General features: G+C 51.0%; 19 protein-coding genes. All 19 read right to left on the bottom strand.

Translation table 11 applies throughout. The features are described from left to right. Window positions 1-296: 296 nt before the first annotated feature. Window positions 297-3,443 (bottom strand): polysaccharide lyase family 8 super-sandwich domain-containing protein, encoded by a 3,147-nt coding sequence (locus tag AC0YN3_RS19825; RefSeq protein WP_475776700.1) that lies wholly within the window; start codon window positions 3,441-3,443, stop codon window positions 297-299. 21 nt (window positions 3,444-3,464) lie between these two features. Next, on the bottom strand, window positions 3,465-4,358 hold the full coding sequence (locus AC0YN3_RS19830) for a carbohydrate ABC transporter permease (protein WP_475776701.1): 894 nt from the start codon (window positions 4,356-4,358) through the stop codon (window positions 3,465-3,467). A 19-nt stretch (window positions 4,359-4,377) separates the two neighbouring features. Then, entirely contained in the window at window positions 4,378-5,268 is an 891-nt protein-coding gene (locus AC0YN3_RS19835; RefSeq protein WP_475776702.1) for an ABC transporter permease, read from the bottom strand. A gap of 71 nt (window positions 5,269-5,339) precedes the next feature. Beyond that, window positions 5,340-7,046: an extracellular solute-binding protein gene (locus tag AC0YN3_RS19840; RefSeq protein ID WP_475776703.1), complete on the bottom strand. Its 1,707-nt coding sequence runs from the start codon at window positions 7,044-7,046 to the stop codon at window positions 5,340-5,342. 128 nt (window positions 7,047-7,174) lie between these two features. After that, window positions 7,175-8,593, bottom strand: coding sequence for a response regulator transcription factor (locus tag AC0YN3_RS19845; protein WP_475776704.1), 1,419 nt, complete (start codon window positions 8,591-8,593; stop codon window positions 7,175-7,177). After that, window positions 8,586-10,322: a sensor histidine kinase gene (locus AC0YN3_RS19850; protein ID WP_475776705.1), complete on the bottom strand. Its 1,737-nt coding sequence runs from the start codon at window positions 10,320-10,322 to the stop codon at window positions 8,586-8,588. The genes AC0YN3_RS19845 and AC0YN3_RS19850 overlap by 8 nt, the downstream gene beginning before the upstream one ends. Before the next feature lie 194 nt (window positions 10,323-10,516). Beyond that, complete coding sequence (locus AC0YN3_RS19855) at window positions 10,517-10,942, bottom strand: ATP-binding cassette domain-containing protein (protein ID WP_475776706.1); 426 nt, start codon at window positions 10,940-10,942, stop codon at window positions 10,517-10,519. Between the two features lie 48 nt (window positions 10,943-10,990). Next, a complete protein-coding gene (locus AC0YN3_RS19860; protein WP_475776707.1) occupies window positions 10,991-12,049 on the bottom strand; it encodes a Gfo/Idh/MocA family protein in 1,059 nt (352 codons plus the stop codon). Window positions 12,050-12,207: 158 nt separating this feature from the next. Then, window positions 12,208-12,594 (bottom strand): cupin domain-containing protein, encoded by a 387-nt coding sequence (locus AC0YN3_RS19865; RefSeq protein ID WP_475776708.1) that lies wholly within the window; start codon window positions 12,592-12,594, stop codon window positions 12,208-12,210. Between the two features lie 130 nt (window positions 12,595-12,724). Further along, window positions 12,725-13,741, bottom strand: coding sequence for a glycoside hydrolase family protein (locus AC0YN3_RS19870; protein WP_475776709.1), 1,017 nt, complete (start codon window positions 13,739-13,741; stop codon window positions 12,725-12,727). Between the two features lie 158 nt (window positions 13,742-13,899). Beyond that, complete coding sequence (locus AC0YN3_RS19875) at window positions 13,900-16,194, bottom strand: chondroitinase-B domain-containing protein (protein WP_475776710.1); 2,295 nt, start codon at window positions 16,192-16,194, stop codon at window positions 13,900-13,902. 141 nt (window positions 16,195-16,335) lie between these two features. Then, window positions 16,336-17,466 carry a glycoside hydrolase family 88 protein gene (locus AC0YN3_RS19880; RefSeq protein ID WP_475776711.1) on the bottom strand — a complete coding sequence of 377 codons (1,131 nt, stop codon included), beginning with the start codon at window positions 17,464-17,466 and terminating at the stop codon, window positions 16,336-16,338. 21 nt (window positions 17,467-17,487) lie between these two features. Then, on the bottom strand, window positions 17,488-18,363 hold the full coding sequence (locus tag AC0YN3_RS19885; protein WP_475776712.1) for a carbohydrate ABC transporter permease: 876 nt from the start codon (window positions 18,361-18,363) through the stop codon (window positions 17,488-17,490). 12 nt (window positions 18,364-18,375) lie between these two features. Further along, entirely contained in the window at window positions 18,376-19,329 is a 954-nt protein-coding gene (locus AC0YN3_RS19890) for an ABC transporter permease (protein ID WP_475776713.1), read from the bottom strand. Window positions 19,330-19,434: 105 nt separating this feature from the next. Next, a complete protein-coding gene (locus tag AC0YN3_RS19895) occupies window positions 19,435-21,105 on the bottom strand; it encodes a type 2 periplasmic-binding domain-containing protein (protein WP_475776714.1) in 1,671 nt (556 codons plus the stop codon). A gap of 171 nt (window positions 21,106-21,276) precedes the next feature. After that, the gene (locus tag AC0YN3_RS19900; protein WP_475776715.1) at window positions 21,277-23,631 is read right to left on the bottom strand and encodes an AraC family transcriptional regulator; all 2,355 of its coding nucleotides are present in this window, start codon (window positions 23,629-23,631) and stop codon (window positions 21,277-21,279) included. Window positions 23,632-23,652: 21 nt separating this feature from the next. After that, a complete protein-coding gene (locus AC0YN3_RS19905) occupies window positions 23,653-24,834 on the bottom strand; it encodes a polysaccharide lyase 6 family protein (RefSeq protein ID WP_475776716.1) in 1,182 nt (393 codons plus the stop codon). A gap of 283 nt (window positions 24,835-25,117) precedes the next feature. Beyond that, window positions 25,118-25,828, bottom strand: coding sequence for a metallophosphoesterase family protein (locus AC0YN3_RS19910; protein ID WP_475776717.1), 711 nt, complete (start codon window positions 25,826-25,828; stop codon window positions 25,118-25,120). Continuing rightward, window positions 25,825-26,670, bottom strand: a complete 846-nt coding sequence (locus tag AC0YN3_RS19915) for an S-layer homology domain-containing protein (protein WP_475776718.1) — start codon at window positions 26,668-26,670, stop codon at window positions 25,825-25,827. Before AC0YN3_RS19915 ends, AC0YN3_RS19910 begins: the two co-directional genes overlap by 4 nt. Between the last annotated feature and the right edge of the window lie 10 nt (window positions 26,671-26,680).

A 26,680-nucleotide genomic window follows, 5' to 3' on the forward strand; every position in this document is an offset into this window, starting at 1 on the left:
CATAGTGGCATAACTCCCATCAAGCACTTTATGCTTTTATCCAAAAACTCAGTGAAATCAAGAGATTTCATTCCTAATTACTCAAAACACAAAGGCTATTAAGAATAATGAAATGCTTTCAAGAATATGAGTTTAAAGTTAATCGTTTTTCTTATTTATGCTAAAAAATGACCGTATTGTTAGTAAACACGGTCTCTCTTTGCATCTACGGCATCTTTGGTTGAACAGCATGCGCTGCCCGGAAAACAAAAAAAGAGCCGCAAGTGGGCTCTCTTTTTGTCTTGATGCATTCATTTTTAATAAACTTCGAATTCCCACAGCGAATAGGGCCAATTCGTGTTAAACCTTTGCGTACCGTCTATCTTTATATATCTGGTCGTTACCGGCGTGAATTGAATATCATCCAATGTTCCGTCTCCCGTGGTTGTTGAGTATACATCTGTCCAGTTCGTTTCGTCATTCGATACCTGTATGCTATACGATTTGGCATATGCGGCTTCCCAATGAAGTTTAACTCTGCTTACGTTCTGGCTGCTGCCCAAATCAATGGATATCCATTGAGGATCAGCCGCAAGCGAAGCCCATCTGGTAGTCATGCTTCCATCTACTGCCTTGGCCCCCGTATTGGAGGATTGTACGCTTGAAGTCGTTACCGTCTTATTCAGCGCTAAATTGGTTTTAGCCGTAAGCTTAATATAGTCGGTCCGTATTTTCCCTGCTTTCGTGCCCGTATTCGTAAGTCTGAATACGCGATCCCCAGGCCCCGCAAACGTATAGTCTCCTAAATTCACGTCAAAATAGTTGGCTGCGGTGGAATAAATATCGAACGGCGCCCCATGATTCGTATTGCCTATTTTGAGCTGATACATGACGGAAACCGTTGATTTATACAGCCTGAGCGTTACATTATACGTTCCTGCCTGCGGCACGTTTACTTTATAATCGATATAATCGTTCACCGCGTTGGCATTGAGCATATCATCTTTGCCGCCGCTCGCATTCGGATTATTAACAATCGTATGACTATCGGAAGTGGCTAATACGGGAAGTGTCTCCGCTTCGATAATCAATGGATTGGCCGCCGGAGTACTCGGCAGAGGTATAACCGTTCCAGTCGTCGCGAATTTCGCTTTGAATGCCTGCCCCTTTGCTCCTACAACGCTCACCGATAGCTTGATCGTCGGTGAGAGCTGCGTAACGACAACCCCGCTGTCCGCGGATATCAAGCTGGTTGCACTTTTGTTTATCTCGATGTCGATCGTATCCCTGCCTGCCTGGGTGGGATCGGAGACAGATATTTCTATGTCATTCGCGCTTTCCTTGGTCATAACGGAGGCTTTGCTATTCGACGTAATACGGTCAACGGTCTTTACCGCATCATTCCAAAAGTTGACACCTACGACATTGAGGCCGTTTTCCTTCACCCCCTGGGCGTCAGCGGAGTTTTCCAGAATGGTGATATTGGGATTGCCGGCATAGGCGCTTACTTGCGTGTTCGTCTTATTGGGCAACAGCACATAGGAATAGGCAGCGTTGGTCGGGTTAACGCCATGGTTGAAGCCCAAGCTCAAGTAATTGCGGGTATGTGGCGTGCTTGAAGCATCCGAATTCCCGTCAATTTCCTTCCAATTTCCTGTTCTCGCCTCGCGGAGTCCTGTAAGCGCTGCGCCCTCTGGGAAATAGTAGCCAATGTCTGAATCGGGTACGTTTCCGGCCAAATGAATGTAATTGACGCCTGTCATATTCTCTGTCCAGCCAAGCGCCGTGGATTTAGCCGATCCGTTTACCGTCAATGCGTTATTGCCGCTGCTGTTTAGTTGTCTGTTCTCGGCTATCGTTTCTACCTTAATTCCATCCGTGCTGGTAATCCCGGAGCCGAGTGCGACAACTTCGTCATCGAACATAAACCAGGATTTCTTGGCTGTCAGGGATTGGCCAACCGGATGCAATTCCATCCCCGTAACCCCGTATAACCCGGAAATGCTCGTGCCTCCAACCCAATCCTTATCCGAACGGCCGCCTAGGACGGTAGTATTCTGAAGGACAGTCGTTCCAGGAAGCCTGTAAGAATCAATAGTTGGCCAGAAATGATTGCGGTACTGGGCCAAATCGTTGTTGTAAAGGAAGGTCATGCCGTCACCGGTATGCCAGCCTTTCTTGTTTTCGCTATTAATAGCTTCATAGTTTGCGATACGGCTGGAGTGCATGCTAATGCCAAAACCGAAACCGGGTCTTAGCTGAACGGCACGATCCATACCCGCAAACTGATTGTATTCGACAAGCTCATCCCTTGGGGCAATCGAAGAATCGTTCAGAATGGCCGTAGCCCATTCAATGATTTGGATGGAAGGATACGTTAATAGGCTGCTGTTCGTGTCCGTCTGCATCCAGTACTTGATCATCCGTTTGAATGCCGCCGCGTCTGTGGAAGGAGCAATCTCGGATAACAGAAGGATCGATCGCAACGCCCTGTGGCTATCTTCCTCCCACGGTTTAACGATTTCCCTCGCTCTTACCATATCCATGACAGCCCCTTTATAAATAACAGGCTCATAGGAATCATAAATCCATTTGAATACGTTCGCTTTATCGGGATCCGTAATGTCATGAGAAGATCCTGCAACAAGATACATGAGGCTGCTAATGGATTCAATAAGTGATACCCCATAACCGCCCGTGTAGGCAAAATAGGAGTGTTGGACAAAGGAGCCATCCGAATAAAATCCGTCGCTTTTCGATACATAATCGAATATGTTGCTTAATCCGCCTGTTGCATTTGCTATTTTTGCGCTATCTTTGACGATCACGCCTCTGACTCCGATAATGATGGCCTCCCATGCGCGGTTTGCGCCAGTCATGCCTACCGAAGGCTGGCAGGAATCAACTGCTGCCATGTAATTAGCAATTTGCGTAGCCGTTAAATCGTCATACATTAATACGGTTATATCGTTGAGATACAGCGGCGTGCCGATTTGCCATTGCCACCAATTCTGATACTGGGATACTCCGGCATAATAGACATGTTCATTCATCCAATCCAAACCGCTAATAATATCATCTCTTAGCAGCGTGTTTCCTTCCAAGCTTGAGCCTCTTGTCGAATAGGCAAGCGCCATCGTTCTGAGGTTTCTATACGTTGCCGTTATCGTAGACGGAGTAGCACCGAAGTTGTAACCATTCCAAAGCGTTGGCCGATTGGCCGTTTTAATCATCGAATTCCATAAATGCTGGCCATCAGCGGATATCTCATTGATACGGGCGGCAATATTGGGGTCCGTTAGGCTGTAGGCCGATCCTCCGGTTAACGAGTTTTTCCATTTTTCTCTTAGCGTGTCATATTCATCGGCCGCCGAGACGGGCTGCGCGTAAACGACCGCTAGACCGAAAAACAGGGTGACCGAAATAAAGAAACACATCAATCTGCTGACAGCATTTCTTGACATGATTGATTCCCTCCATTTTGTTTATTCTTTTACAGAACCAAGGGTTAAGCCATGAATGAAATAACGCTGAATAAAGGGATAAAGCAAAATAATCGGAATCATGGATACGATAATTTTGGCGGCATTAAAGGTTCGATTGGAAATTTTCATGAGACCGACAAGCTGATCTGTCGACATCGTTGCCATCATCTCGGCATTGATCTTCACGACAAGTGTCTGGATATACGTCTGAAGAGGGTAATTGTCCTGGCTGTTCATTAACACCAATCCATCAAAGAACGAATTCCAATGGCCAACAATACTGAAGAGCGTAACGGTTGCTATTGCCGGCAAGGACAAGGGAACGAAGATGCGCGCTAAAATGTACCAAGGTCCCGCACCGTCGATTTCCGCCGCTTCCATTAGCTCCTTGGGCAAGTTCCGGAAAAAATTCATCAATAGAATAATGTTGTAAACAGGCACTGCGCTTGGCAATACCAGCGCCCATATCGTATCGAGCAATTCCAAATTTTTAATGGTCAAATACCAGGGAATGAGTCCTCCATGAAACAGCATCGTGAACACGAAAACCCACATGTACACATTGCGCAAGCCGAAAGCCTTGGTCTCCCTCGACAATGCAAAGGCAGCTAATATGGTCAGCACGAAGCTGATGGAGCCGCCTAATAACACACGCTGCACAGAGACTAGGAACGCACGGTAGAAATGCTCGTCCTCCAGCACCTTCTCATAGCTGGCCCACGTCAAGTTGACGGGCCACAAAAATACTCTTCCCGCCTCCGCTGCCGCTTTGTCGCTTAAGGACATGGAGACGGTATACAGAATCGGAATAAAACATATAAAAGCAGCTGCAACCAGCATGACCAATATCGTAGCATCGGTCAGCCGATTGCCGAACGTATTTCTTCCTACCATATCCCTCACCTGCTTCTATCTAGAATATTCTGTAATTGGCAAACCGGCTTGCCAGCTGATACGAAACGACAATCAACAGAAAGCTGATTACCGATTTAAGCAGCCCGACGGCTGTCGCCAAGCTATACTGCAAGCTTAATAGTCCAGTCCGATAAACATACGTGTCGATAATATCCGACGACTGGTACACAAGCGGATTATACATATTGAATATTTGATCGAAATTGGCATTCATAACATTGCCTAGCGCAAGGGTAGCCAATAGTATTACCGTTGTCCTGACTCCTGGCAGCGTGACATGAAAAAGCTGTTTGAAACGGCTTGCGCCGTCTATGCTTGCTGCTTCGTACAGAGCCGGATTGATGCCGGCAAACGCAGCTAAATAAATGATCGCTGCAAAACCGAATTCCTTCCACACGTCCGTTGACACCAGAATCGCGGGAAACCAGGAATTGCTCGCAAAAAACAATATCGGCTCCGCTCCGAATAGGCCGAGAAACCGGTTAATCATGCCGCCCATAGAGAAAACATCGAAGAAGATGGTCGCCAGTAGCACCCACGATAGAAAATGAGGCAAGTACACTATCGTTTGAATCCACTTCTTGACGGCCTTCATGCGCAGCTCGTTCATAAGCAGAGCGAATAGCAGCGGAACAATCAGGTTCGCAATGATCTTCAATACGGACAAGAAAACGGTGTTAAAGAAGATTTGTTTGCTGTCCGGCAGAAGCATCATATATTTGAAATGGTCCAGCCCCACCCATTCGGAGCCGAAAATCCCGCGTGCCGGCCGGAAATCCTCGAATGCGATGACCGCGCCCAATATGGGAACAATGCTGAATAAAATTAATAGAATCAGGCTTGGCAGTACCATGATGTGATAATGCACTGCGTTCTTTCTTACTCTCATATTCATGACCACCAATACTGTCGATTTAGTGAGAGACACCTAGCTCGGGTTCAACTAGGTGCCTCCGTTCATTATTGTCCGTTTATGGCCTTTTCGATTTCTTGCGTAATTTGATCCCCGCCAAGCTCCTTCCACTTTTTAACGAAATCGTCGAAGGCGCTGATCGGTTGGCTGCCTACAATGATTCGGAGGAACGTTTCGTTCTCCAGCTTATCGAGCGTTGCCCATTTGGATTCCATGGTTGGCGTCACGCCGTAATATAAGCTGTAAACCTTATTCATGGGCTGCGCAAGCACGGCTCCGCCTTGCATGACTCCGGTCGCTTTTGTCCACGCCGTCAAGTCCTTCTTCGGGTTCTCCTTTTCCTTCATCACGGCATCGTATGTGGCTTGGATTTGCTCCGTAAGATCGTCGCGGGTCAGTTCGCCGTTTTCCACTTGAAGTATCGTATCGTAGCTGCGTTTAAGGGCATCGCTGAAGTCCAGCAGCAAGTCGAAAGGATAGAAGCTTCGCGGGTCGATGTTCTGACTCTCGCGATAAGCTTGAATCTGTGCCACATCTTCCTGGTTTGGATCCTGTTTGCGCTCCAAACGGGTAAATACATTAAGCAACTTCACGATGGCTTCCGGGTTTTTCATGCCTTTCTTGACCACCAGATAGCGGTCAGTGACTGGCGCCATATGGGTAGTGAATTCGCCGTTACTATCCAGGGGCGCCGCATGAAGCTTCCAATCCGCCTTAGGATCATTCTTCACGGCATCCGGCAGCGGATAATACGGTGCCCACCACGGACCGAAGAACATGCCGGCTTTATTGGCAACGATCGTTTCCTGCGTTTCTTTGCGAAGCGCGAACTCTTGATCGATAAGTCCATCCTTGTACCACTTTGCAAGCATGGTCAATACCGTCTTATTCTCAGGGGTAATCGAGCCATAGACGACTTTGCCATCGGCTCCTTTTACCCAATTTTTAGGGAAAGCGTTGAAGGAATTGAAAAGGCCGTCGTATCCGTTCAGCTGTGTCTTGCCGCCGAAGTTCACCATTTTGTCTCCAGGCAATCCAATGGTGTCCGCCTCGCCGTTCCCGTCCGGATCCTGTTCGATAAAAGCCTTGGCAATGTTGGCAATATCCTCAACCGTTTTCGGCGCAGCCAGCTTAACCTTGTCGAGCCAGTCTTGCCGGACCCAGAGCAGCGTCGGCGCATCCGCTTCGATGGCAACGTTAGGTAGCGCATACAGCTTGCCGCCGAATGTAGCGTCCTTTAGCGCAAGGCCGTTTGTAGAGTCATAGATATCCTTTACCAGCCGAGAACCGTATTGTTCATACACGGCTGTCAAATCTTCCAGCATATCATTCTCGATCAGTTCGCGAAGTTGATTTCGGTCGACGACCATCGCATCCGGAATATCGTTGCTTGCAATGGACAGGTTCACTTTCTGCAGATAGGCTTCGCCAAATTTGGCTTCCCACTCATGCACGACTTTAATGTTCGTGAGCTTCTCCATATAAGTCGTCACGATATTATTTTCGTTTGTGTCCCCGTCTGCCAGCTGCCCGTTCTCATTCGGAATAACCCACCCGATGTTTACCGTTACGGGCTCCTCGTACTTGGCATATGCCAGCTCCTCGGATGACGCGCCAGCTTGCGTCTGCTCTGAAGCCTGTGGAGATTGCGGATCGGTCGTGCCGCCTGGCGTTGAAGAGTTCGTACTGCTGCATGCCGTAACCAAGATAGCTAAAACCATAAACATTGACAGCGCTTTCGCCTTCACTTTCATTCCCCTTTTCCTATTTGGTTGCTACACGATTATCATAAAACATTCTCGCTGCACACCGAGATAGAGAACGGATCCCGTTATGCGGACGAAAGTTCCTATGCGTATACAGAAATCTACCTCATGCTGACCTAATTCAACCTATGGCTTGCAGACCGGTATTCCGAAGGCAGCTTCCCCGTACGTTCACGGAATGCCCTGCTGAAATATTTATCATCCTGAAAGCCTGATTTCTCTGCGATAACGGAAATAGACAGCTCGGAATGCTCCAGCAGCTCTATGGCATACGCGAAACGCAGGTTGCGGACAAAATCTCCAAACGGCTCCCCGATCAATTGCTTGAAGCAACGGCTGAAATAACTCCGACTCATATTTATATAAGCAGCCACCTCATGCTGGTTTAGCTCAACGCCCGGATTTTTTTTAATGTAACGAATGGCTCTCGGAAGGCTGATCACGACATCCGGCGAGAACGAGCGGTCAAACGACAGCTGCCAAATCAATTGCGTGAAATCCTGCAGCCATCTCTTCCAATCCGTCCAGAAGAGATTAGCGTGCAGCGAATTTTTCATCACGGCAAACGCGGGAAAATGTGACATCATCGGTTCTACGTCCTCAACGAGATCCACGGCAAGCCTTGTGAGATATTTGGCGTCAGGACGGGCCGACTCTATCTCTTCCAGCAGTCTATCCCACTCTTTTCTTAGATAGAGCCACTTATATTGATACCAGTGCTGTTCCAGCGACTGCCTCTTGTCATCTGCATGGCTTGGACTGCGTTTGAGCTCGCTGCCTGAAACCCGAAAAAGCCCCGTCTCCGTTCCATGGGCATATCCATAAAATAGGTATTGCTGCAGCCTTGACGGAATCGTCACGATCCATTCTTGCTCTGTGCCACATGCCGCCAGATCCGAAACATAAATCGGCAGCCAGTGGGCTATTGGAGCACGGTTCCATTCTTGCTCCCATTCCGCAGCGCTCCACTCCGCTTTGACGGGAAAGAACCATCCGCCGCCTTCCGTATTTAACATAGGCCCGTGACCGACCGGCTTAAGCAGCTGCGTGCTTTCCAGCCGAAGCCCGGATTTTAATGGGAAATAATACAAGCCTGCTCCATAAGTTTGCAGCTTCGACGTCTTTTCGCTAGAGGAAGCTGCATGTCTGGACTTATTCTCCGCAATGAGGTTGACGATGCGGTTCAAGATGACGTCGATATTGTCCAAGTCGAGCAAAGTTTTAACGAAATAGTCGATTGCTCCCAGACGCATCGCCTCCTGCAAATAATCAAAGTCATGATGGCAGGTTAAGACAACCGTATAAACCCGCGGCTCCAGCTTCTGCACTTCACGAATCAATTCAAAGCCGGACATATTCGGCATCGTAATATCCGTAAACAGCAAATCTATAGGTTGCGATTGAAGCGCCGCCAAGGCGCTTTTCCCGTCTGCAGCCTCGCCGACGATTTCAATTCCGTAGGAAGACCAGTCAATCATGGATATAAACCCTTTGCGCACTAACTTCTCATCATCGACTACGAAGGCTTTAAACATCCTCAAGCTCCTCTTTGGTTCGAATTGGTATTTTAATTTGGATCGTCGTACCCTTGCCCACTTCGCTGCTGATTTCAAGCCATTGCTCTGATCCGAAATATTTTTTCACTAACCGATTCACATAATGAAGTCCGATCCCGAGGCCTCTCTTCATCGTTTCATCCTGATTCATTAGCGCATCTATCGCTTCCTCGTTCATTCCTTCACCGTTATCGGTTACTCGCAGCAGCGCCTGATCCGCCGAAATGCGGGTGACCGTAATGGCTATCGATCCATTGCTTTCACTGGAGCCATGATAAATGGCATTCTCTACCAAAGGCTGGAGCAAAAATCTTGGAATGGGAACTTGATCCACCGAGGGCTCGACTTCTATGCTGACCTCGAATTCATAGTCGTATCTGATCTGCTGCAGTTCAATATAATTTCGCAGCGCCTCGATTTCTTCCGATAGGGGCACAATGATGCTTTGCTTACCCAGATTATAGTGAAGCACTTTGGCCAGCAAAGTGACCAGTCTATCAATTTCTTTCTGACCATTCATGCGAGCGAGCCATTGTACCGTATTTAGAGTATTGTGCAGAAAATGGGGATTGATTTGGATCAGCAGCTTTTCAATCTCCAATCGGCTCTTGTTTTTCTCGTTCTGCATGACGGTTTCAATCAATTCGTCGACATGCTGCCTCATCTCCCAAAAATTGCGCAGCAGCAAATCGAACTCCGACACATGGGTGTATTGAAAATTGGTTCTTCGATTATCACGCATAAGGATAATTTCCCGGTTCACCCTTCTCAGAGGACGGTAAATCATCTTCCATATCGCATAAGCAATCAACAGGGACAGGAACAAAGATCCCGCCATAAGCATGCCAAAACGAATGAGCCAGCGATTAATTTCACTGTGGAATTCCGTTGATTTTACTGCAATCGTGAGTTCCCAGCCCTGCGCACTTGGAAAACTGAAGAGCATGTACCCTTTATGTCTAGAAGAATGCGTGCGAATCGCTTCTGTTAACTGCAGCGATTCCTGTGGATTCGCCGGCTCCCAGTTTTCCGCGTAGGTGATCTCCCCTTTGTTATTCGTTAATAAATGGGAGACTTCGATCCCATAGGCTTCGCGGTTAATCAATTTCCGAAACTGATTGAAATTGGTTTCCAAGTAGACATAGACATCACGGTCATTCACATTCACCCTACGCATATTCGAAAAGACCGTATTGCCTCCATCTCTGTACATCGTAGGATGCGGACCGTAATATACCCCGCCGTTGTAATCCGTAAAATGCGGCAGGTTCTCTTCGGAAAACTGCGGCTTCACGCTTAAATTTTCGAATAAAATCCGTTTCGATTCTTGAGGAACGTAATAGAACGTTAAACCTAGATAAGGATTCGTGAAATTTACCGTATTGATCACATTCTGAATTTCCGACATCGCAGCTGCGCGTTCATAAGAATCGGAATGAGTGAAATACGTTTGCAAGGTCTCCAAGATTCGTCCGTCAAGCGAAAATTGCTTGCTGGCAAAATCCATATTATTGATCGCATTCTCCAGCCCGGTCGCTTCTTGTTTGAGGCTGGCCGTAATTCCGCTTTGAATTTTATTCTCCAAGATCGAATACGTGGATTGATAAGTAATGAAACCCAATAACATCAACGGCAGCAATGATCCGATCAATAAATAAATAATTAATCTTCCTTTAAGCGAACCTGACTGGAACCATTTTATTTTCACGTCACAACTCCTTTTACTATAAAACGGAAGCGCTTGATTCGTAATTTCTAGTAAAAAATGGAGAATCCACTCTTCTTGTATGCTATCGTAAGTGAAAAGCTTATTTTACGCAATGCAATTCATAAAGGCTGCCTGATGGCAGATTTACTTATAAAAGAAAAAAGAGCCGCAAGAGCAGCTCCTTGAAATTCTTTCTATATAAGTTGAACTAGAAAATTGCGTTTTGGGCGCTGCGCGAGTAGGCTTGCTCCCCGCTTCCTGCTGGACCACCCCGATCTGATTGAGGAGCGTAGCAGCCTGACCCGCTGCAGGTCATGCCCATCGATGGGGACTACCCCGCTTGGCGCATATAGCTTGAGCAGTAAGTTAGCCAAGGTCGATTTCCCTAACCCGCTTCGGCCAACGATCGCGGTCGTTTGGCCTAGCGCCATGTCAAAGGTAATGTTCTGCAGTATATTTTTCCAGCCAGAAGCATAGCGAAACGATACGCGTTCAAACGTAATCGCCCCCGTAATCTTCGGCAGCGCTGTCAACCGGTTCGGATCGGCCTCCTCCACTTCCGTCTCGAATACATCGTCAAGCCGCTCCAAGGAAATCCGTACGCCTTGAAACTCATCCACATTCCGATTAAGCCTAGCGCAGCATTGGTAACGAGTGCAAATACCGCATTAAACGCCATCAGCTCCCCGACCGTCAAATACTCCCCTGCCTGCGTCAGAGGGTTGGTATGCAAGGAAGCATTGTGGTCCGGCATGTCGCAGTCCTTCCTTTGCCGGAAGTTCTATTGCCGTCCGCGTTCCGGTCTTGGCAGCCATGTTCGTATGATGGACCAGCGTCTGGGTCCGCAAATAGTCGCTAGCGCTTGTCTCGGCTTCCCTGCCCTCTGCGAGAGAGGCAAGAAATTCGCCCAAGGGATCGCTCTGCGGCATATCGCCATATTCCGTAACCATCCTATGCCCATCGTCCACATGTACATCAATGCTGCCATTGTCGAGGATTATGGCTCCCTTGGTTCCTTCAATGCGCCAAACTCCGCACCACGGAGTCATCGGCCCTCTGGACGCGATTGTCGCGGAATAATGGACCGGTATGCCCCCCTCCAGCTCGATAATCGCCATAGTCTGAAGCACGGCTCCCTCCTCCTGCCATCCACCGGAAGGATTAAACATCCCCGCCTGTACAGCGACGCCTTCGCGTCCCGTCAAATAACGCAGCAAATCCAAGTGGTGGACGCCAATATCGTCGAGAATCGATACCGCGTAATCGCGCTTCACCCGGTGATATCTCCGAAATGTAATATCGACCGTGGAAATCCCCCCAATTACGTCCCCTTCCAGCAAAGCCTTCAGCTTGCGAATGTATGGGAAATGCCGATAGTTCTCTGCAATCATAAAAGGAACTCCCTCGCGTTCCGCCCTTGCCACGATTTCCAGCGATTCCGCATAGTTGAACGAAATCGGCTTCTCGCAAAGCACCGGAAGCCCCCAATCGAATGCCATGTTGTTCACCGCCGTATGGGTGGCAGGGGAAGTGGCATTCACAACAAAATCCGGTTGTTCGCTCTTCAACGCCTCACACAGCGAAGTGTAGAACGGTACGGGATCGTCTCCAAGCTTCTCTTTTCGCGCAAGGTCCCTTTCTACAACGGCCAGCAGAAGCCCCCTGCTGCTCAAACGCTTATACCAGCCAAATCCCGCTTCCCCTAGCCCTACCAAAATAGCTTTCATGTTTGTCCATCCCCCTTTGCGCCCAGTGATGCGCTATGACTTTCTATCCGTCCGCACGCATGAAGCCCCAGCCTCCCTCCAACAAGGGAAACCGGGGCTGCAATGGTACAAGTTTCAAGTCGTGTTCCGATTTGAGCCTATCCCGTTCAAGCTTACGGCTATCGAGAGTCCTTCCGATTCGCCGCCTTGCGCTGGTTGGCGTGGCGTTCTGAACCGGCATGGCACCACAACGCCGCAATGGGCTCCGTCTCGCTCGAGCAGAGGTGGTGATCCTCACCGGGTTCAATGATAACGATGTCTCCCATTCGGACCTCATGCTTCACCCCATTCACTTCCATCACGCCACGCCCTTGCAAAATAACAAACGCCTCCCTGTCGGCGTGAACATGCCAATCCTTGCCGCCGGGACCGTCGTTCGTATGGCTCCGTTCCCCTGGCGCGGCGAAAGCGAGCGCTCCCGAATTAAGAAAATTCCCCGGCAGCAAGCCATTCAGGAAATGTCCGTTTTCCTCTGTCCGCAAATCACGCAACGAAAGCCTGATCATTTCCCTCGTTCTCCTTCCGTTGCTGCCTTACCGCAGCTATCCTGCGCTCTGCAGCAGCGATTACACGTCATCGTCGCATAGCGCACGCTTGTCGCCGCGTAGTTGCTTATCGTAGGAGTTGCCCCGTGTATCATTGCTTTAAAGGTATAACCATGTTCCATGTATCGGAGGCGTCCATAAAACCGTCGCTGCCGTCCGAGACTGCCGCGAACAAATGAGTCGGCTTGCCGTGCTGGAACAGGAGGAACGGCCGCTCCAGATTGCCCAGCGTCTGCACCGTGCCGTCATCCCAACGCACCGTCCGGGAATAGCCTTGCGGCTGCCCGTGCAAGCTCCACTTCCGCCCGTCCGGCGACTCGGCGCAGATGCCGCCGTATTTTTCCCCGCATAGATGCCCTTCCATATCTTTGGCGATCAATTTGTATCCTTCGGCTGTTTGCCAGATGAACGGGTCTTCGATATGGAACGACTCCGGAGGAAACACCGGCTCGTCGTCCAGCACCCGGTACGGCCCCTTATAGTAATCCGCATACGCGACGCCAATCGTCATGCCGCCATGCAGGTTGCCTTCGTAGCGGCGTGCCTTGTAGATCAGCAGCACGGAACCGTCCTCCCGGACGCACGGAGCCGGATTGGAGGTCAGAAAGCTGTCGAATCGGCCGGGACGCGTTGGCAATATCGGTTTGTCCGATCTGCGCCACGGTCCCAATACGCTGTCCGCGATAGCCAGACCTACCCGTTTGTTCGCCCGCGCCGCGATGCATTGCGGATCGGATAAACCGAAATCCCCGGGCGGCTCCGGATCGCGCAGCGGATGTGTCGATCCCGTATAATAAAGCAAATATTTGTTGTTGTGCTTGACGATATGGGGGTTGTGCGTGCAGCGTCCGTCCCAATATTCTGCCCCCCTCGCGGGAAGCGCCACCTCGCGGAACCGGTATGGTCCCTCGGGCGTATCCGAGTCCGCCCTGACAATCTCCGAAGCCGTCATCCAACCGGGGTGCATCGGCAGTGTCTTCGGCCAGCGCGATGCAAACATATGGAACTTGCCGTCCTCGCCTTGCACGACGGAACCGCACCAAACCCAATAACCTTCCATGCGAAAGCCGCCGCCACGCGGAGCCGGCAGCATTGCGCTAGCATGCATGTACCTTCACCTCGCCTTTTCCCGTTGCTCCATAATTGCTGCGAGCCATGGTCACCAATCCTTCCAGATGAATTGAATAACGGCCTCCTCCACTCATTTATGAATGGACATAGCCATGCCGGCGGAGCGACCGCTGGCATGCTTGCGAATCTATCGCCCTATGGCGTATTCAGCCCCACATCGCCGGACGCTAGCGGGCGATTCAGCAAAGGAGCGCTGGAATATTCGTCCGCCCCCACGTCCACTGTCACCCGCATTTGGCCGTCCACATCAGCCTGCACAAACGCGTATGTCCCTACCGCGGCGTCAATTGCCGGGCTGCTCGCGGAGAGGTTCTGGATTCCGCTCGCCGTAGTCAGCAGCGGATTGATATTTCGGATCTGCCCCGAGCTGCGCGTTACGTTGCTAATGGTACTGCCATAACCGATGTTGCCCTGGAACAGCGTATTCGTTGTCGCCGCCTCGTCATAAAGAGTACCGGTGCTATTGCGTACAATATTGTTCGCCACGACGGAATCCTGCGGAGCATACGCTTTGCCCGAGCCGATGACGATGCCGGTTGTGCTGTTTACAATCGTATTGTTGACGATAAGCGCCCGGTAAACTTTCCATTGTTTGCGCAATTGTTCCTCCGTCGGGCTTGGGGGGGAGCCTCCGGTGCCGCCGTCGAAATCGCCGTTAGGCAAATAAATTGCTTCCCCTGTCAAATTCTCAAAGTAGTTGTTATAAATCTTATGGTCATTGCCGAACATCCGGATCCCTTCTTGATCCGACTCCACGCCGTCTCCGAGGAAGAAGTTGCCGTATACGCTGTTGTTATGGCCATGCCGCAGCGTCAGGCTGCCCTTGGACGTGCGGAACGTATTAAAGCGTACCGTATTGCTGCTGCTTTTGACGGAAACGATTTCCGGCTCGCCGTCGCAATTCTGAAATACGTTGTACTGTATCGTATTATAGCCTTGGGAGAGCGTTAGGCCGGACAGGCCGAGACGGATCGTCTCTTTACCGTTGGCTACCCATGGGCCGACATCATGGAAATAGTTGTATTCAATCATATCGTATTGCGAAATTTGACCCGTGCCGTTCTGTCCTTCGTATGCGATCAGCGGGCTGGTGTCGCTCTTAGGCCCGAAGTCGTTGCGGTCGATGCGGTTATGATGGCTGTTCGTGCCTCGCACCTGCAGCCACATCAGGTCGCCTCCCGAGCTTGGCAGCGCAAACGTATTGCGGGTCAGCCGCACATGGCGCGAGCCTTCCAACACCGCTGCGGCATTGCTTGAGTTCGTAAACTTTAATCCGTCCAGCACCACATGCGAGGAGTTCTCGACGCGGAAGCCCGACGCTCCTGATAGGATGGCCTGGCCGCGGTTTTTCGCTTTAATGACGATTGGCGCGATGGCGGTGCCGTTTTTGTTCTGAACAGCAAACGGACTTGTATTTGAATACGTGCCGTTTGCCAGCACAATCGTTTTGCCAGCCGTAGCGGTTGAAAGCTCGGCAATTAACTGCGTGGATGTACTTACTTCGACGACCGTCCCTTCGTTACCGCTGCCGCTTGAAGCGCTGCCATAGATTTCGACCTCGGCAAAGCTGTTCCAGGCGTTCACCGAATTGCCGCGTCCAACGATACGAACGTAGCGGACGGGGGCAACGTCGGCAAACTCAAATGTCTGCAAGCTGTTGCTCAGTCTGCTGGCCGCTCCCGAAAGCGCCGTGCTGAAGTTGTAGCCGTCATAGGAAGTCAGGATATCAAAGCTGAAAATTCGCTCCGCACCGTTGGTGAAGGCGATTTTCACGTATTCCACAAGCTTGCTCGATCCAAGTCCGTATTGGACCCACTCCCCGTCGCCATTCGCCGACCAGCGCGTACCGAGATCGCCGTCGATTGTATGCGCGACGATATTGCCGTCATCTCCGCTCGCCATAAGCTGCGGCACGGCAACCGCCAGCTTGCTTGCGCCCGCCGGAGGGCCGCTCGCGGTGCCGTACAGTTCAACCTCGGTATAACTGTTCCACAGGTTGGAGGAATTGCCGTGCCCAACGATCCGCACATAGCGGGCAGGATCGACATCCGGAAAGTCGAACGTTTGCAGGCCCTCAACAAGGCTGCTCACGACTCCGCTGCTGACGGCCGTGAAGACGGAACCGTCCGTTGACGTCAAAATATCAAACGTCGAGGTGCGGCTTGATCCGTTCAGAAAAGCTATTTTGATGTAAGACACTTTTCGGTTTACGCCCAAATCGTATTGAATCCATTGCCCGTCGCCGCTTGCCGACCACCGTGTTAAGAAATCGCCGTCCACCGTGTTCGCCGGAACGTTGCCGTCATTTCCGCTCGCCGTTACGCCCGAGCTGCCAAATGTGAACTTCGCGTCGGCCGCCCCTACAGCCTCTGGCAATAACGCAACCAGCATACAGAACAAAATGATGCAAATCATACTTTTGGTTCTCATGATTCATTTTCATCCTCTCCGTTATGAATTGATGGTTATTGAATCATTCCTCTCGTTCCGTCCTCGTCTCCTCACAAGAATACGGAAGCCGGGAGAAGCTTCCTGTTCTCCCGGCTTCGTCATTACGGCCTATGGCCCCACTTAAAAAATGTGCCCGCTCCAGCCTTTGCTCTTCGCCAATGCTTCAATATAATAGTAATCGCCGTAAATCAGCGATACGTTGACGTTGCTATTGACTGGCTTATGCCCGGTAGCGCCTAACAGGATACCTTGGTACTCCGGCTGGTCGAGCGTACTGTAGTTGTTCGACAGCGAACGCAGAATGCGCGTGGCCGCGCGCTCGTATAAAGCGGCTTCCTCAGGAGCCACCTGCGACGCGATATCGATCAGGCCGGATGCCGCGCAGCTCGCCGCCGAGGTATCGCGCGGCTCGTCCGTCAGATCGGCCGCCACACGGAAATCCCAATGCGGCACATCGTCTTCCGCCAACGCGCTGATGAAATAATGCGCCACCCGCTTCGCCGCATTCAAGTAACGCGCTTCGCCCGTATAGCGGTAAGCGCAGCTCATCCCGTAGAGCGCCCAAGCTTGCCCGCGCGACCAAGACGATTGCGGCGCGAAACCCTGTCCGCCGTCGTAGCGCTCCACTTCGCCCGTCTCCGGATCGAAAATAACGATGTGATGCACCGAGCCGTCGTCGCGGATGAACGAGCGAAGCACCGTATCTGTATGGGCAACCGCCATATGCTTAAAGCGCGGATCGCCGCTTTCTTCGCTAGCCCAGAAAAGAAGCGGTAAGTTCATCATCGAATCGATGATCGACCAACCCGTCTGGTTGCGGGGCCAGGCCCGAATGAACGGTCCGGCCGGGTTGTAACGGCCAGCCAGATAGTTGGCGGCGAACAGCCCGCGCCGCCGTGCGTCCAGGTCGCCGGTCAGCTTGTAGCGGATAACCGATGACGGTAAGAACTGAAATCCGACATCGTGGTGGAAATGATTGTCCCGCAAGTAACATTGCTCCATGCGTTCGTCCCATGGCTCCGCAGCCTCCCGATAACGCTGCTCGCCGGTCATATCGTACAGAATCCACAGTATGCCCGGCCAGAAGCCCGAAATCCACTGATCCACTTTGATCTGGTCATACTGGCCCGCTGCCGAGACATGCGGCGCTTCCGTCCAGCCCGCTTCGATCATATGATCAACTTTAATCTTCGCTTTATCCCACCAAGCCGACAGCTCGGACAGTTCCTGCTTCACTTTTACATTTCCCATCTCTGAATTTCACTCCTTATCCTAACCTTTGATGGCACCGATCAAGGCGCCTTTCACGAAATATTTTTGCAAGAACGGGTATATCAGAAATATCGGAAGGGTCGCTACCATAATCGTGGCGTATTTCAGTGTCTCGCCCAATATGATGATCTCATCCTGGGATGCCCCCTCCGCCATGGAGTTCGCCTCGCCGATTATCAAAATTTCACGCAGGATCAACTGCAACGGATAAAGCGAACGGTCCTGAAGGAAGATCATGGCGTTAAACCATGAGTTCCAGTGGCTCACTCCGTAATACAGGCCTACTACGGCAAGCACGGGCTTGCATAGCGGCAGGAAGATGCGGAACAGGATGACAAAGTCGTTGGCGCCGTCGATCTTGGCCGACTCTTCCAGCGCATCCGGCACTGCTTCGAACGATGTCCGCATTATAATGAGGTTAAACGCGCTTATAGCGGTAGGCAGGATCAGCGCCCACAGCGTGTCCGTAATGCCCAGCCCTCTGACCAGCAAGTAGAACGGAATTAATCCGCCGCTGAAAAACATCGTAAATACGATAAACAACGTAAGCGGCTTGCGGTATTGCAACGTTTTTCTGGACAAGGCGTAAGCGGCAAATGAAGTAAGCAGCAAATTGAGTGCCACGCCTACAATGACAATAAATAACGTGTTGCGGTAGCCGAGCAGGATCATCGGGTTACTGAATACCGCCCCGTACGTTTCAAGCGAGAAGCCCAGCGGCTTCCATAGAATGCCCTTATGCGCCATCATCAGCGCCGGTTCGCTGAATGAAGCAAATGCAACGTATACAATGGGGTACATTGTTGCAATCATGAGCGCGGACAAAAACAGCGTATTGCAAACCCGGAATATATGCTCACCCAAGCTTATCCGCATGCGATCCCTCCTCTACCATAGACCCGTATTGTTTAACTTCCGGCTTATCCAGTTCGAGCCGATAACAAGGGCGAAGTTAATTACGGAGTTGAACAATCCGACAGCGGAGCTGAAACTGAATTGAAAATCTTGAAGCCCGATCCGGTACACATATGAGGAAATGACGTCCGCTGTCACGTAAGTGGTCGGGTTGTACAGCAGAATAACCTTCTCGAAGCCTACGCTCATAATTCGGCCAATGTCGAGGATGAGCAAAATAACGAAGACGGGCAGCAGCCCGGGAAAAGTAACATGCAGCATCTGCTTCCAGCGTCCACCCCCGTCGATCTTACAAGCTTCATATTGCTCGGGATCGATTGCAGACAGCGCGGCCAAATAAATAATGGTCCCCCAGCCTACATGCTGCCATATATTCGAGGAAACGAAGATCGTGCGGAAATAAGATGGCTCAAGCAGCATCGTAATCCGCTCGCCGCCGAAAAACGCGATAATATCGTTGATGACGCCGTCACTGCTCGTAAAATCCTTGATCATGCCACAAATAATGACAAGCGAAATAAAATGCGGCAAATAAGTGATCGTCTGAACCGAACGCTTGAACAGCGCGTTTTTCACTTCATTAAGCAGTAATGCTAGAATAAGCGGAGCGGGAAAACCGAAAATGAGATCGTACATGCTGATCAACAGCGTGTTTTTAAATACCCGCCAAAAATACATGCCGCCAAAAAATTCTTTGAAATGCTCCAGACCTGCCCACGCACTGCCTCCAATGCCAAGCCGGGGGTTAAAATCCTTAAACGCAATAATGGCACCGTACATGGGGAAATATTGAAAAATAATAAAATATGCCAAAACAGGAGTAAGCATCATGTACAAATACTTGTTTTTGACCATGTCTTTCGCGATATGAAGCGGCAGACGCCCGGCATGCGCGGCTTTGCTGCGTTCTAGCTTCAACTGAGCCATCTTCTACTCCTCCTGTCTACATGCAGCATCATCGGAAGGGGATGGTTGCGCCATTCCCCTGTCCCCCACGGCGGCCTGCTGCCTCCCGCGATACGGTACATGGAATTATCTGTTGTTGTAGCGATCCAAGGCGCCTTGATAGATGTCGATTACATCGCGAATGCCCATATCCTCCAGCTGCTTCACGAAGCTGTCGAACTTGTCGAGCGGCTCGTTGCCCATTAAAAATTTGATGAACATTTCTTCCAGATACGTGTTGATCGCCGTCATCGTCTGCGCTACCTTCTTGCTCTCATCCACAGTAGGCGTAATAAACGCCGGCAAAATATGTTTCGCCGCATCGGTCTCCGACCAAATCCGGACCGCCTCGTCCTGTTGCGGGAACGTGTTGGTCGTTTTTTGCTCATGCATCGGAAACGGGCCGTTCGGAACCGTATATTGCGCCAGCATCTGCTGCGAAGTGTACTTATCGTTTTTCACGATCATGTCGGTAAATTTCGGAACGCCGTTTTCCATCGTGTAGCTTTCGCCTTCAACGCCGAAGTTGTAAATCATGGATCCTTGCTCGCTGAATGCGAAGTCTAGCCATTTTACGACCGTTTCCAGGTTTTTGGCCGATGTCGTCACAGCCGCGCTTGCTTTCGGGTTATATTTGAAATCGCGCTGCCCGGTGAACGGTTTTTCACCTGCTTTCAAAACCGGATAAGGTGCAGCAACAAGATCAAATGCCGGATTTTGGGCTTTGCCGGACTCCAGCCATTTGCCCATTCCGCCGCCCAGCAGGAAAACAGTCGCGCCGGACTCGCCGTTCAGAAGCCGCTTATCCAGCGTGTTGCGCTCGACGATCGGGAAGTCTTTATCTATCAGTCCCTCGGAATACCACTGGCGGAACAACGTCATAACATCTTTGTATTGCGGATCAAGCGGGCCGTATTTCACTTTGCCTTCGTCGTCAATATAGAAACCGTGTGACGTTTGATAAGCGCCGAAGAAAGCGTCCTGCAAATTCATTTTGTTCGCGTACTGCGCCGTCAGCGGCGCTACGGCGCCTTTCTTTTCTTTGAATGCCGTCAAGACCTTATGCCAATCGTCTACCGTAACAGGCGATTGCAGCCCGAGCTCATCCAGCCAGTCTTTGCGCAGCATTGGTCCTCGGAAGACTACGCCTTCCGAGTTGCGCACCATTGGAAAGGCGTAATATTGGCCGCTGTCGGTTTTCACCATTTTGTCCAGCTCCGGATCAGCTTCCAGCATCTTCTTCAGGTTAGGCGCGTATTGATCGATCAAATCGTTTAGCGGCACGATAACCCCGTCTGCAATCGCCTTCTCCGGTCCACCCGGATAGATGCTCCAGTCATACTCCAGCACATCCGGCAGCTTGCTGGAAGCCAGCAACAAATTAAACTGCTCTTCCGCTTGACCGTCGGTCGGGTGGATGTAGGTCACTTTCACGCCGGTAGCTTCTGCAATGGCCTTCCCAATTGGCGCTTCCGCCAGATTCGTTGTAAATGTAATCAGGTTTCCGTTGATTGGAGCCCAGTACGAGAAACCATCTTTGGTATCCAGCGGATAAACCGAATTATCCGCTCCCTCATTGCCTTTGCTTTCGCCATTGCCGTCTGTATCGCTGACTGCGCTTTGAGTCGGCTCTGCCTTGTCCTTGTTGCCGATGCCCCCATTACTAGAGCAGGCGGTTAACAACAATGAGAGTACCACAGCGATCCCTAATGTGAGCTGCATCCATTTGCGCGCCTTGCCGTTAAATTTTTTTGCCATTGTGCCCCTCCGTTCTTTCCGTTTCGAATTTGTTGGTGTGAATACGCTCTCATCGTAATGCCAATTCGGTGCTGCAAGCCATTGTCAAAACCTAAAATATACTGCAATTTCTCGAAAACGAGGGTAGTAAAACCGCATGTTTGCCGCTTTTTCTTAAAAAAAACCCGGGAGCTACTTGGCTTCCCTGTAGCGCCCGGGCGTTATCCCTTCGAATTTTTTAAATATGCGGTGGAAGGTATTCACATCGTTGTAACCGACCATCAGCGATATTTCGCTGACCGTATATTTCTCGCCCGTAAGAAGCAATTTGGCCTGCGCCAGCCGCGTCTTGTTAATATAGTCGAGCAAGGATTCGCCGGCGAGTTCCTTGAACAGTTTGGAAATGTACGACGGCGTCATGGAGAAGGCTTCCCCGATCATTGAAATGTTCAGATTCTCGTTCTGGTAGTACTCGTTGACATATTTCATGACCTTATCGATCAGAGGATTGCTGCAGTATTCGCGGTTATTGTTAACGTATCCGCACAGAAGCTCCAGCATCTCGTAAAGCTGGTTGCGCATCTCCCCTACCGTCTGGCATTGCATCAGTCGTTCGATTGCGCGCACCCCGTCAGGCATATCGGGTTTGCCCGTGATGCGGATTTCTCCGATTACTTTTTGCAGCGTAGCCATTAGATCGAACATGAGGCATTTGGCTGTATGAAAAGAAAACGGCTCTGCCGTCACATTTTTCTGGATGATCTCCCCGACGAGCGCTTTCGCTTTGTCGAGCTGGCCTTCGCGAACCATAACAATCAATTGCTGCTCGGCCATGAGCGGATAAAAATAACCACCCGGAACGGCTCCTTGTTTGTCGTTGCCGTTCACCTCCCCGTAATGAATAATGCGATTGCTGCCCGCAACGATACGGTATTCCATCGCCTCGACCGCTTCCTGGTAAGCCTGGAAGATGCCATATTCGCCTTCCTGCTGCGTGCTGATGGCAGCGGTCAACTGGACGTGGGCATGATCGGAGAGGAATGACATCGTTTCTTCCGCGATACGGCCCAGTTCCATCCTCTGCTCCGCCGGCGATGCAAGCTGATGGTTGACGATGCAGGCGAGCAACTCATGATCCAGCTCTACCGCGTAGGCGTGCGCGGACTTTCGCGCGACCTCCTCGACCACGTTGGCGATCAGGAAGTGCAGCAGTCGCTTGTTATGCACCTGATTCTCATCTTTCCGGTGGAATTTGCCGAATTGCTCGATGCGCAGCAAGATAACGGAAAATCCGCCAATCGGAAAGCGCAGGTCATAGGCTGTGAACGATTCGTGCAGCGGGATATGGCTGTCGAGCTGCCCCTTTAGCAGCCGCTGCAGGAAGTGCGACCTGAGCGTATTGTTATGCTGATTTAGCTTGAAATGAAGTTCCTCCTTCTCATGGAAGGTGCTGCTCAGCGCCTGCTCCAGAAAGGAATATTCATTGGAGCCGCGATCAAAGGTAACACCAGCCTTGAACGACAAGCTCTGGATCAGCGCATGGATAGGCAGGTAGTTCCTCTTGAGCAGCCAATACGTCACGCCACCGCCAACAATAAGGCAAAGCAAGATGCTAACGATCGTCAATTGCTCGACCACGTTCATCTTCTGGTGGTATACGTCCGCAGGCAGCGTCATCACATATTTCCATCCCGTAATGGATGAGGTTGTGTAGGATGCAACAAGCCGGCTACCGGCAGTCTCGATCTCCAATTGCCCCGATTCTTCCGGCATATCGCCGTATTGCAAAGCAGGTTCCGCCAGAGACTCGCCCGTAGAGGCAATGAACCGGTTGTTTTCATCCAGAATAAGGATTGTGCCTTGCTCAGGCGCCGACGCTTGCTCCAGCAGCTTGCTACGGTCAATCATGAACAGCAAAACAGCTCCCGGCTGATTCATGATCGTTGAGTTCACATTTTGGGCGTACATGACCGTAGGTCTCCACTCATTCTCTTCAGGCACCACAACCGAGTGGTAGCCCTTAATGTACCACTGGTCAAAAAACTCGCGAAACGACTGGAACGGCATATGCTCTTCAAGGCGGATATGGTCATATAACGCCTCGGTTTTCATGCGGTTGTTGCGGGCGATGACCGTATCGCTATTTTTGTAGTAAATATAAATGCCTTCAATAAAATCGTTAGCGATTTCATATACGCGCAAATCATTGGCGATTTGGTAGATTTCGTAGTGGTCCGAATCGGACAGAATGGCATCGGCCTTAATAAATGCTGCGATTCGCCTATTGAGGCTCACCTCGAGGCTCAAGTCCTCGATTCCTTTGAATTGGCTATCTATGGCTTGCTCCATCTGAAGAAGAATGGATTGGTTGGCACGGTTAATTTCGGCTTTTACAACGTTCAGTGTCGTGCCGTATATAACGCCGCTGATCAGAATGGGCACAAGCAGCACCGAGACGTAGGAAAGCAGCCAAGTCAAGAATACGCTGCGATTTTTGTGCCGGAGCTGCTTCAGATAGTTTGTCCACCGGTTTCGAGTTTGGGCCATAGGCTCTCCTCCATATTAGCTTTAGTCGGAGTCGGGACCGACGTCAGTCCTTGCCAGAATGGCCGGACGGCGAATATCCGCGACATCCGCTTTTTGATTGTTGATACAAACCGCGGAAGACGGCCAGTATTCATGGATGACCGGCTGCTCCTTGCCGCATATGCGATTGTAAGCGATTACAATTTGTTCCGGCGCATACGGAATTCGCTTTCCGAGCGTAATGCCGTGGCGACAATTGACAATCGTATTATTCACTGCATAGGCGCGATAGACACGCCAATGTTTCCTCAGTTCCTCCTGCGTCGGCGCCTCGGGATAGCCGTCCGGCCCGCCATCATAGTTACCGCCGTCAATGAGCAGCGCATCCAGCGTCAAATTTTCCATATAATTTCCAAAAAGGTGATGGTCGTTGCCGTAAATGCGAAACCCGCCCATCTCTTCCTTCTCGCCATCGCCGATAAACACATTATGATGAAAGACGTTTCCATGTCCGTGCCGCGCCGTCACTTGGCCTGCAGAGTTAAGGAAGGTGTTATGCCGAATGGTATTATAGCAGCTTTTTACAGAAATGATCTCGGGCTCCCCGTCGCACTCTTCAAACAGGTTATGTTGAATCGTAATATAGCCGTTCGAAAGAGAGATGCCGGACAATCCGAGACGGATTGCTTCAAGTCCATTGATGATGCGGGGGCCTATATGATGAAAATAATTATATTCGATGATGTCATGCTGCGAAATTTGTTCCCCGTCGCCGTCAAAAATGACAAGAGGTCCGGGGTCGGCCTTTGGCCCGAACTCGTTGCGTTCTATCCTGTTCCAGCCGCTGCCGCTTCCCACCACAGACAGCAGGCTATATTCCGCCCCAACTTGTCGCGGCTCAAATCTATTTCGCGCGATCCTCACATGCCGTGAACCGTCCAGAATGATAGATTCGCGCTGCTCGACCCGGAAATGCAGTCCCCATACCTCTACGTAATCAGAGTTCAAGATGCGTATACTTGATTCGCCAGCTATCGTTGCTTTTCCTTTATTTACGGCGCGAATGATTAATTTGGCGTTGTCCGACCCCAGTTTGCCTTCAATAATATAGTCTTCATTCCGGTCGTAAACGCCGTCTGCCAACAAAATCGTGGAATCAGGTTCTGCGCGGCCCACGGCTGCCGCCAATTCGTCACTATTCGATACCCGGTAAATAGAAGTCATCTTCCCACCAGCTTCCTATAGAATAGGCGGATATGACTCCGCAGACTCTGCAGGATCATATCCGCAACTTTACAACCTCTATTATGAAAGATATGTTTCCCATGCCATAGTGTGAAAAAATGAAGCAATCATAAAAATGTAAACTGAGGCGCAAAAAGAGCGGCGATTATCGCTTTACAGCCTGCAAACCACAATCTGACAGTTGTCAAAACATGAGAAAGGACGCATCCCGTCGTTCGATCGTGGATACGTCCCCATTGCAGTTGCCTGCTCTCTTGACCGCTTACCCGAAAAAGAAATAAGCAACCTTCAGCTCTTCTTCCTTCAACAGTAGCTTTTGTGCCGCTTGGAGCAGTGGCGTGCGGTCATAGACAAGGCTTTTCATCGCTATTTTGCCATCGGTAATCGTAAAGTAGTGCGCTTCTTTCGATGGATCGTCGCGACGGCGGTACGACACGCTTCCCGGATTCAGCCACAAACTGGCATCACTCAAATAATGAATGCACCTGCGGTGCGTATGTCCGAAAATAATACGCCGATTTGTAGCGGTCCCGGTCATCCCGCCGTTGCGTTCCGCCCAGAATGCGTCGTACTTGGGCAAGCTGTCGATCGTTATATAATTGTCGTACAGATGCTGCATCGTATAGCTATAGCCATCCATCTCGAAATTGCGGTAGATCGGCATGCTTTCGAGAAAGGAGATTTCCGCTTCGCCAAGCAGCCTAGCATTGTTATGTGCCCACTTCATCCCATCCTCCGCCACATTATGACCGCCATTGCCGTTTCGGTACAGGTCGATAATGGCGTCATCGTGGTTGCCGCGAACGCAAATCGCATCGTTATGATGCACCCATTCGATGACCTCCCGCGGGAATGGCCCGTAGTCTACGAGATCTCCCGCGCAATAAATGAGGTCGCAGTCAGGTTCTGCCTTGCGGATCGATTCCAGCGAAATGACGTTGCTGTGAATATCCGAAATAACTAATGCTTTCATGATCGGTTCAACTCCCAAAATTCCAACATTCTTAGCAGTACCGTCACCGCTTCCGCCCGCGTAGCTGTATCGGCCGGCATGAATCGGTCGCTCTCCCGTCCCTCTATGATTCCCGCGGCAGACGCCAAGGATACGGCTTGCAATGCCCAGTCGGGGATATCTGCGCTGTCCGCAAATCTCCGCGGCGCGGCGACGCCTTCCTCCAGCGGATAAGCCCTTAGCAGCATCGCAACCATTTCGGCGCGTGTAATGGTACGATTAGGCAGCAATGTCCCATCATTATATCCTAGCAGAATGCCTGCCTTCAGCGCCGCGCCAAGCTCTCCTGCAGCCCATTTCGGAACATCCGCCTCCTCTGCAAACGGCAAGACTGTCCCGGCTGCATCCAGCATCAGCGCCCGCGCCAGCATAATGGCAAACTGCATGCGGGTTAACGGCATGTCGGGACGGAAGCTACCGTCCGGATAGCCGCTTATGATGCCCCGCTCGACCGCTTGGTCAATGGCTTCCCGGCCCCAGTGGTTCCCGGTGTCCGGGAAATTTGATGTGTGTGGCGGCCTCGGCGTCTGGCTTGGCTTTGGCGGCTCGCTCGGAGCCGGTGTCGCTGCCGGGCTTGGCGTCGGAAGCGGATACCAGCCTCCTCCCCCGCTTGCAACGGGACGTTTCACGGCGATGGTATACGATTTGCTTCTGCCGGATGGCATCGTCACTTCGACGACAATGTGGCTCCCGTCCGAATCAATCGCCAGCGCCTCGCTCGGCTGCCCGCTTGTTAATGTGCGGCGCTGCCCGCCGTCCACGCTGACCACAATCAGCGAACCGGCGCTGAGCGCTGTTGGCACAAGCGTCAGA

This window comes from Paenibacillus sp. J22R232 (genome assembly GCF_056269165.1).

Coding starts and splice junctions, on each gene's coding strand:
- AC0YN3_RS19900 (WP_475776715.1), bottom strand. CDS start 23,631: ATGGCCCAAACTCGAAACCGGTGGACAAACTATCTGAAGCAGCTCCGG.
- AC0YN3_RS19860 (WP_475776707.1), bottom strand. CDS start 12,049: ATGAAAGCTATTTTGGTAGGGCTAGGGGAAGCGGGATTTGGCTGGTAT.
- AC0YN3_RS19895 (WP_475776714.1), bottom strand. CDS start 21,105: ATGGCAAAAAAATTTAACGGCAAGGCGCGCAAATGGATGCAGCTCACA.
- AC0YN3_RS19870 (WP_475776709.1), bottom strand. CDS start 13,741: ATGCATGCTAGCGCAATGCTGCCGGCTCCGCGTGGCGGCGGCTTTCGC.
- AC0YN3_RS19910 (WP_475776717.1), bottom strand. CDS start 25,828: ATGAAAGCATTAGTTATTTCGGATATTCACAGCAACGTCATTTCGCTG.
- AC0YN3_RS19875 (WP_475776710.1), bottom strand. CDS start 16,194: ATGAGAACCAAAAGTATGATTTGCATCATTTTGTTCTGTATGCTGGTT.
- AC0YN3_RS19885 (WP_475776712.1), bottom strand. CDS start 18,363: ATGCGGATAAGCTTGGGTGAGCATATATTCCGGGTTTGCAATACGCTG.
- AC0YN3_RS19840 (WP_475776703.1), bottom strand. CDS start 7,046: ATGAAAGTGAAGGCGAAAGCGCTGTCAATGTTTATGGTTTTAGCTATC.
- AC0YN3_RS19830 (WP_475776701.1), bottom strand. CDS start 4,358: ATGGTAGGAAGAAATACGTTCGGCAATCGGCTGACCGATGCTACGATA.
- AC0YN3_RS19890 (WP_475776713.1), bottom strand. CDS start 19,329: ATGGCTCAGTTGAAGCTAGAACGCAGCAAAGCCGCGCATGCCGGGCGT.
- AC0YN3_RS19880 (WP_475776711.1), bottom strand. CDS start 17,466: ATGGGAAATGTAAAAGTGAAGCAGGAACTGTCCGAGCTGTCGGCTTGG.
- AC0YN3_RS19825 (WP_475776700.1), bottom strand. CDS start 3,443: ATGTCAAGAAATGCTGTCAGCAGATTGATGTGTTTCTTTATTTCGGTC.
- AC0YN3_RS19905 (WP_475776716.1), bottom strand. CDS start 24,834: ATGACTTCTATTTACCGGGTATCGAATAGTGACGAATTGGCGGCAGCC.
- AC0YN3_RS19835 (WP_475776702.1), bottom strand. CDS start 5,268: ATGAGAGTAAGAAAGAACGCAGTGCATTATCACATCATGGTACTGCCA.
- AC0YN3_RS19865 (WP_475776708.1), bottom strand. CDS start 12,594: ATGATCAGGCTTTCGTTGCGTGATTTGCGGACAGAGGAAAACGGACAT.
- AC0YN3_RS19845 (WP_475776704.1), bottom strand. CDS start 8,593: ATGTTTAAAGCCTTCGTAGTCGATGATGAGAAGTTAGTGCGCAAAGGG.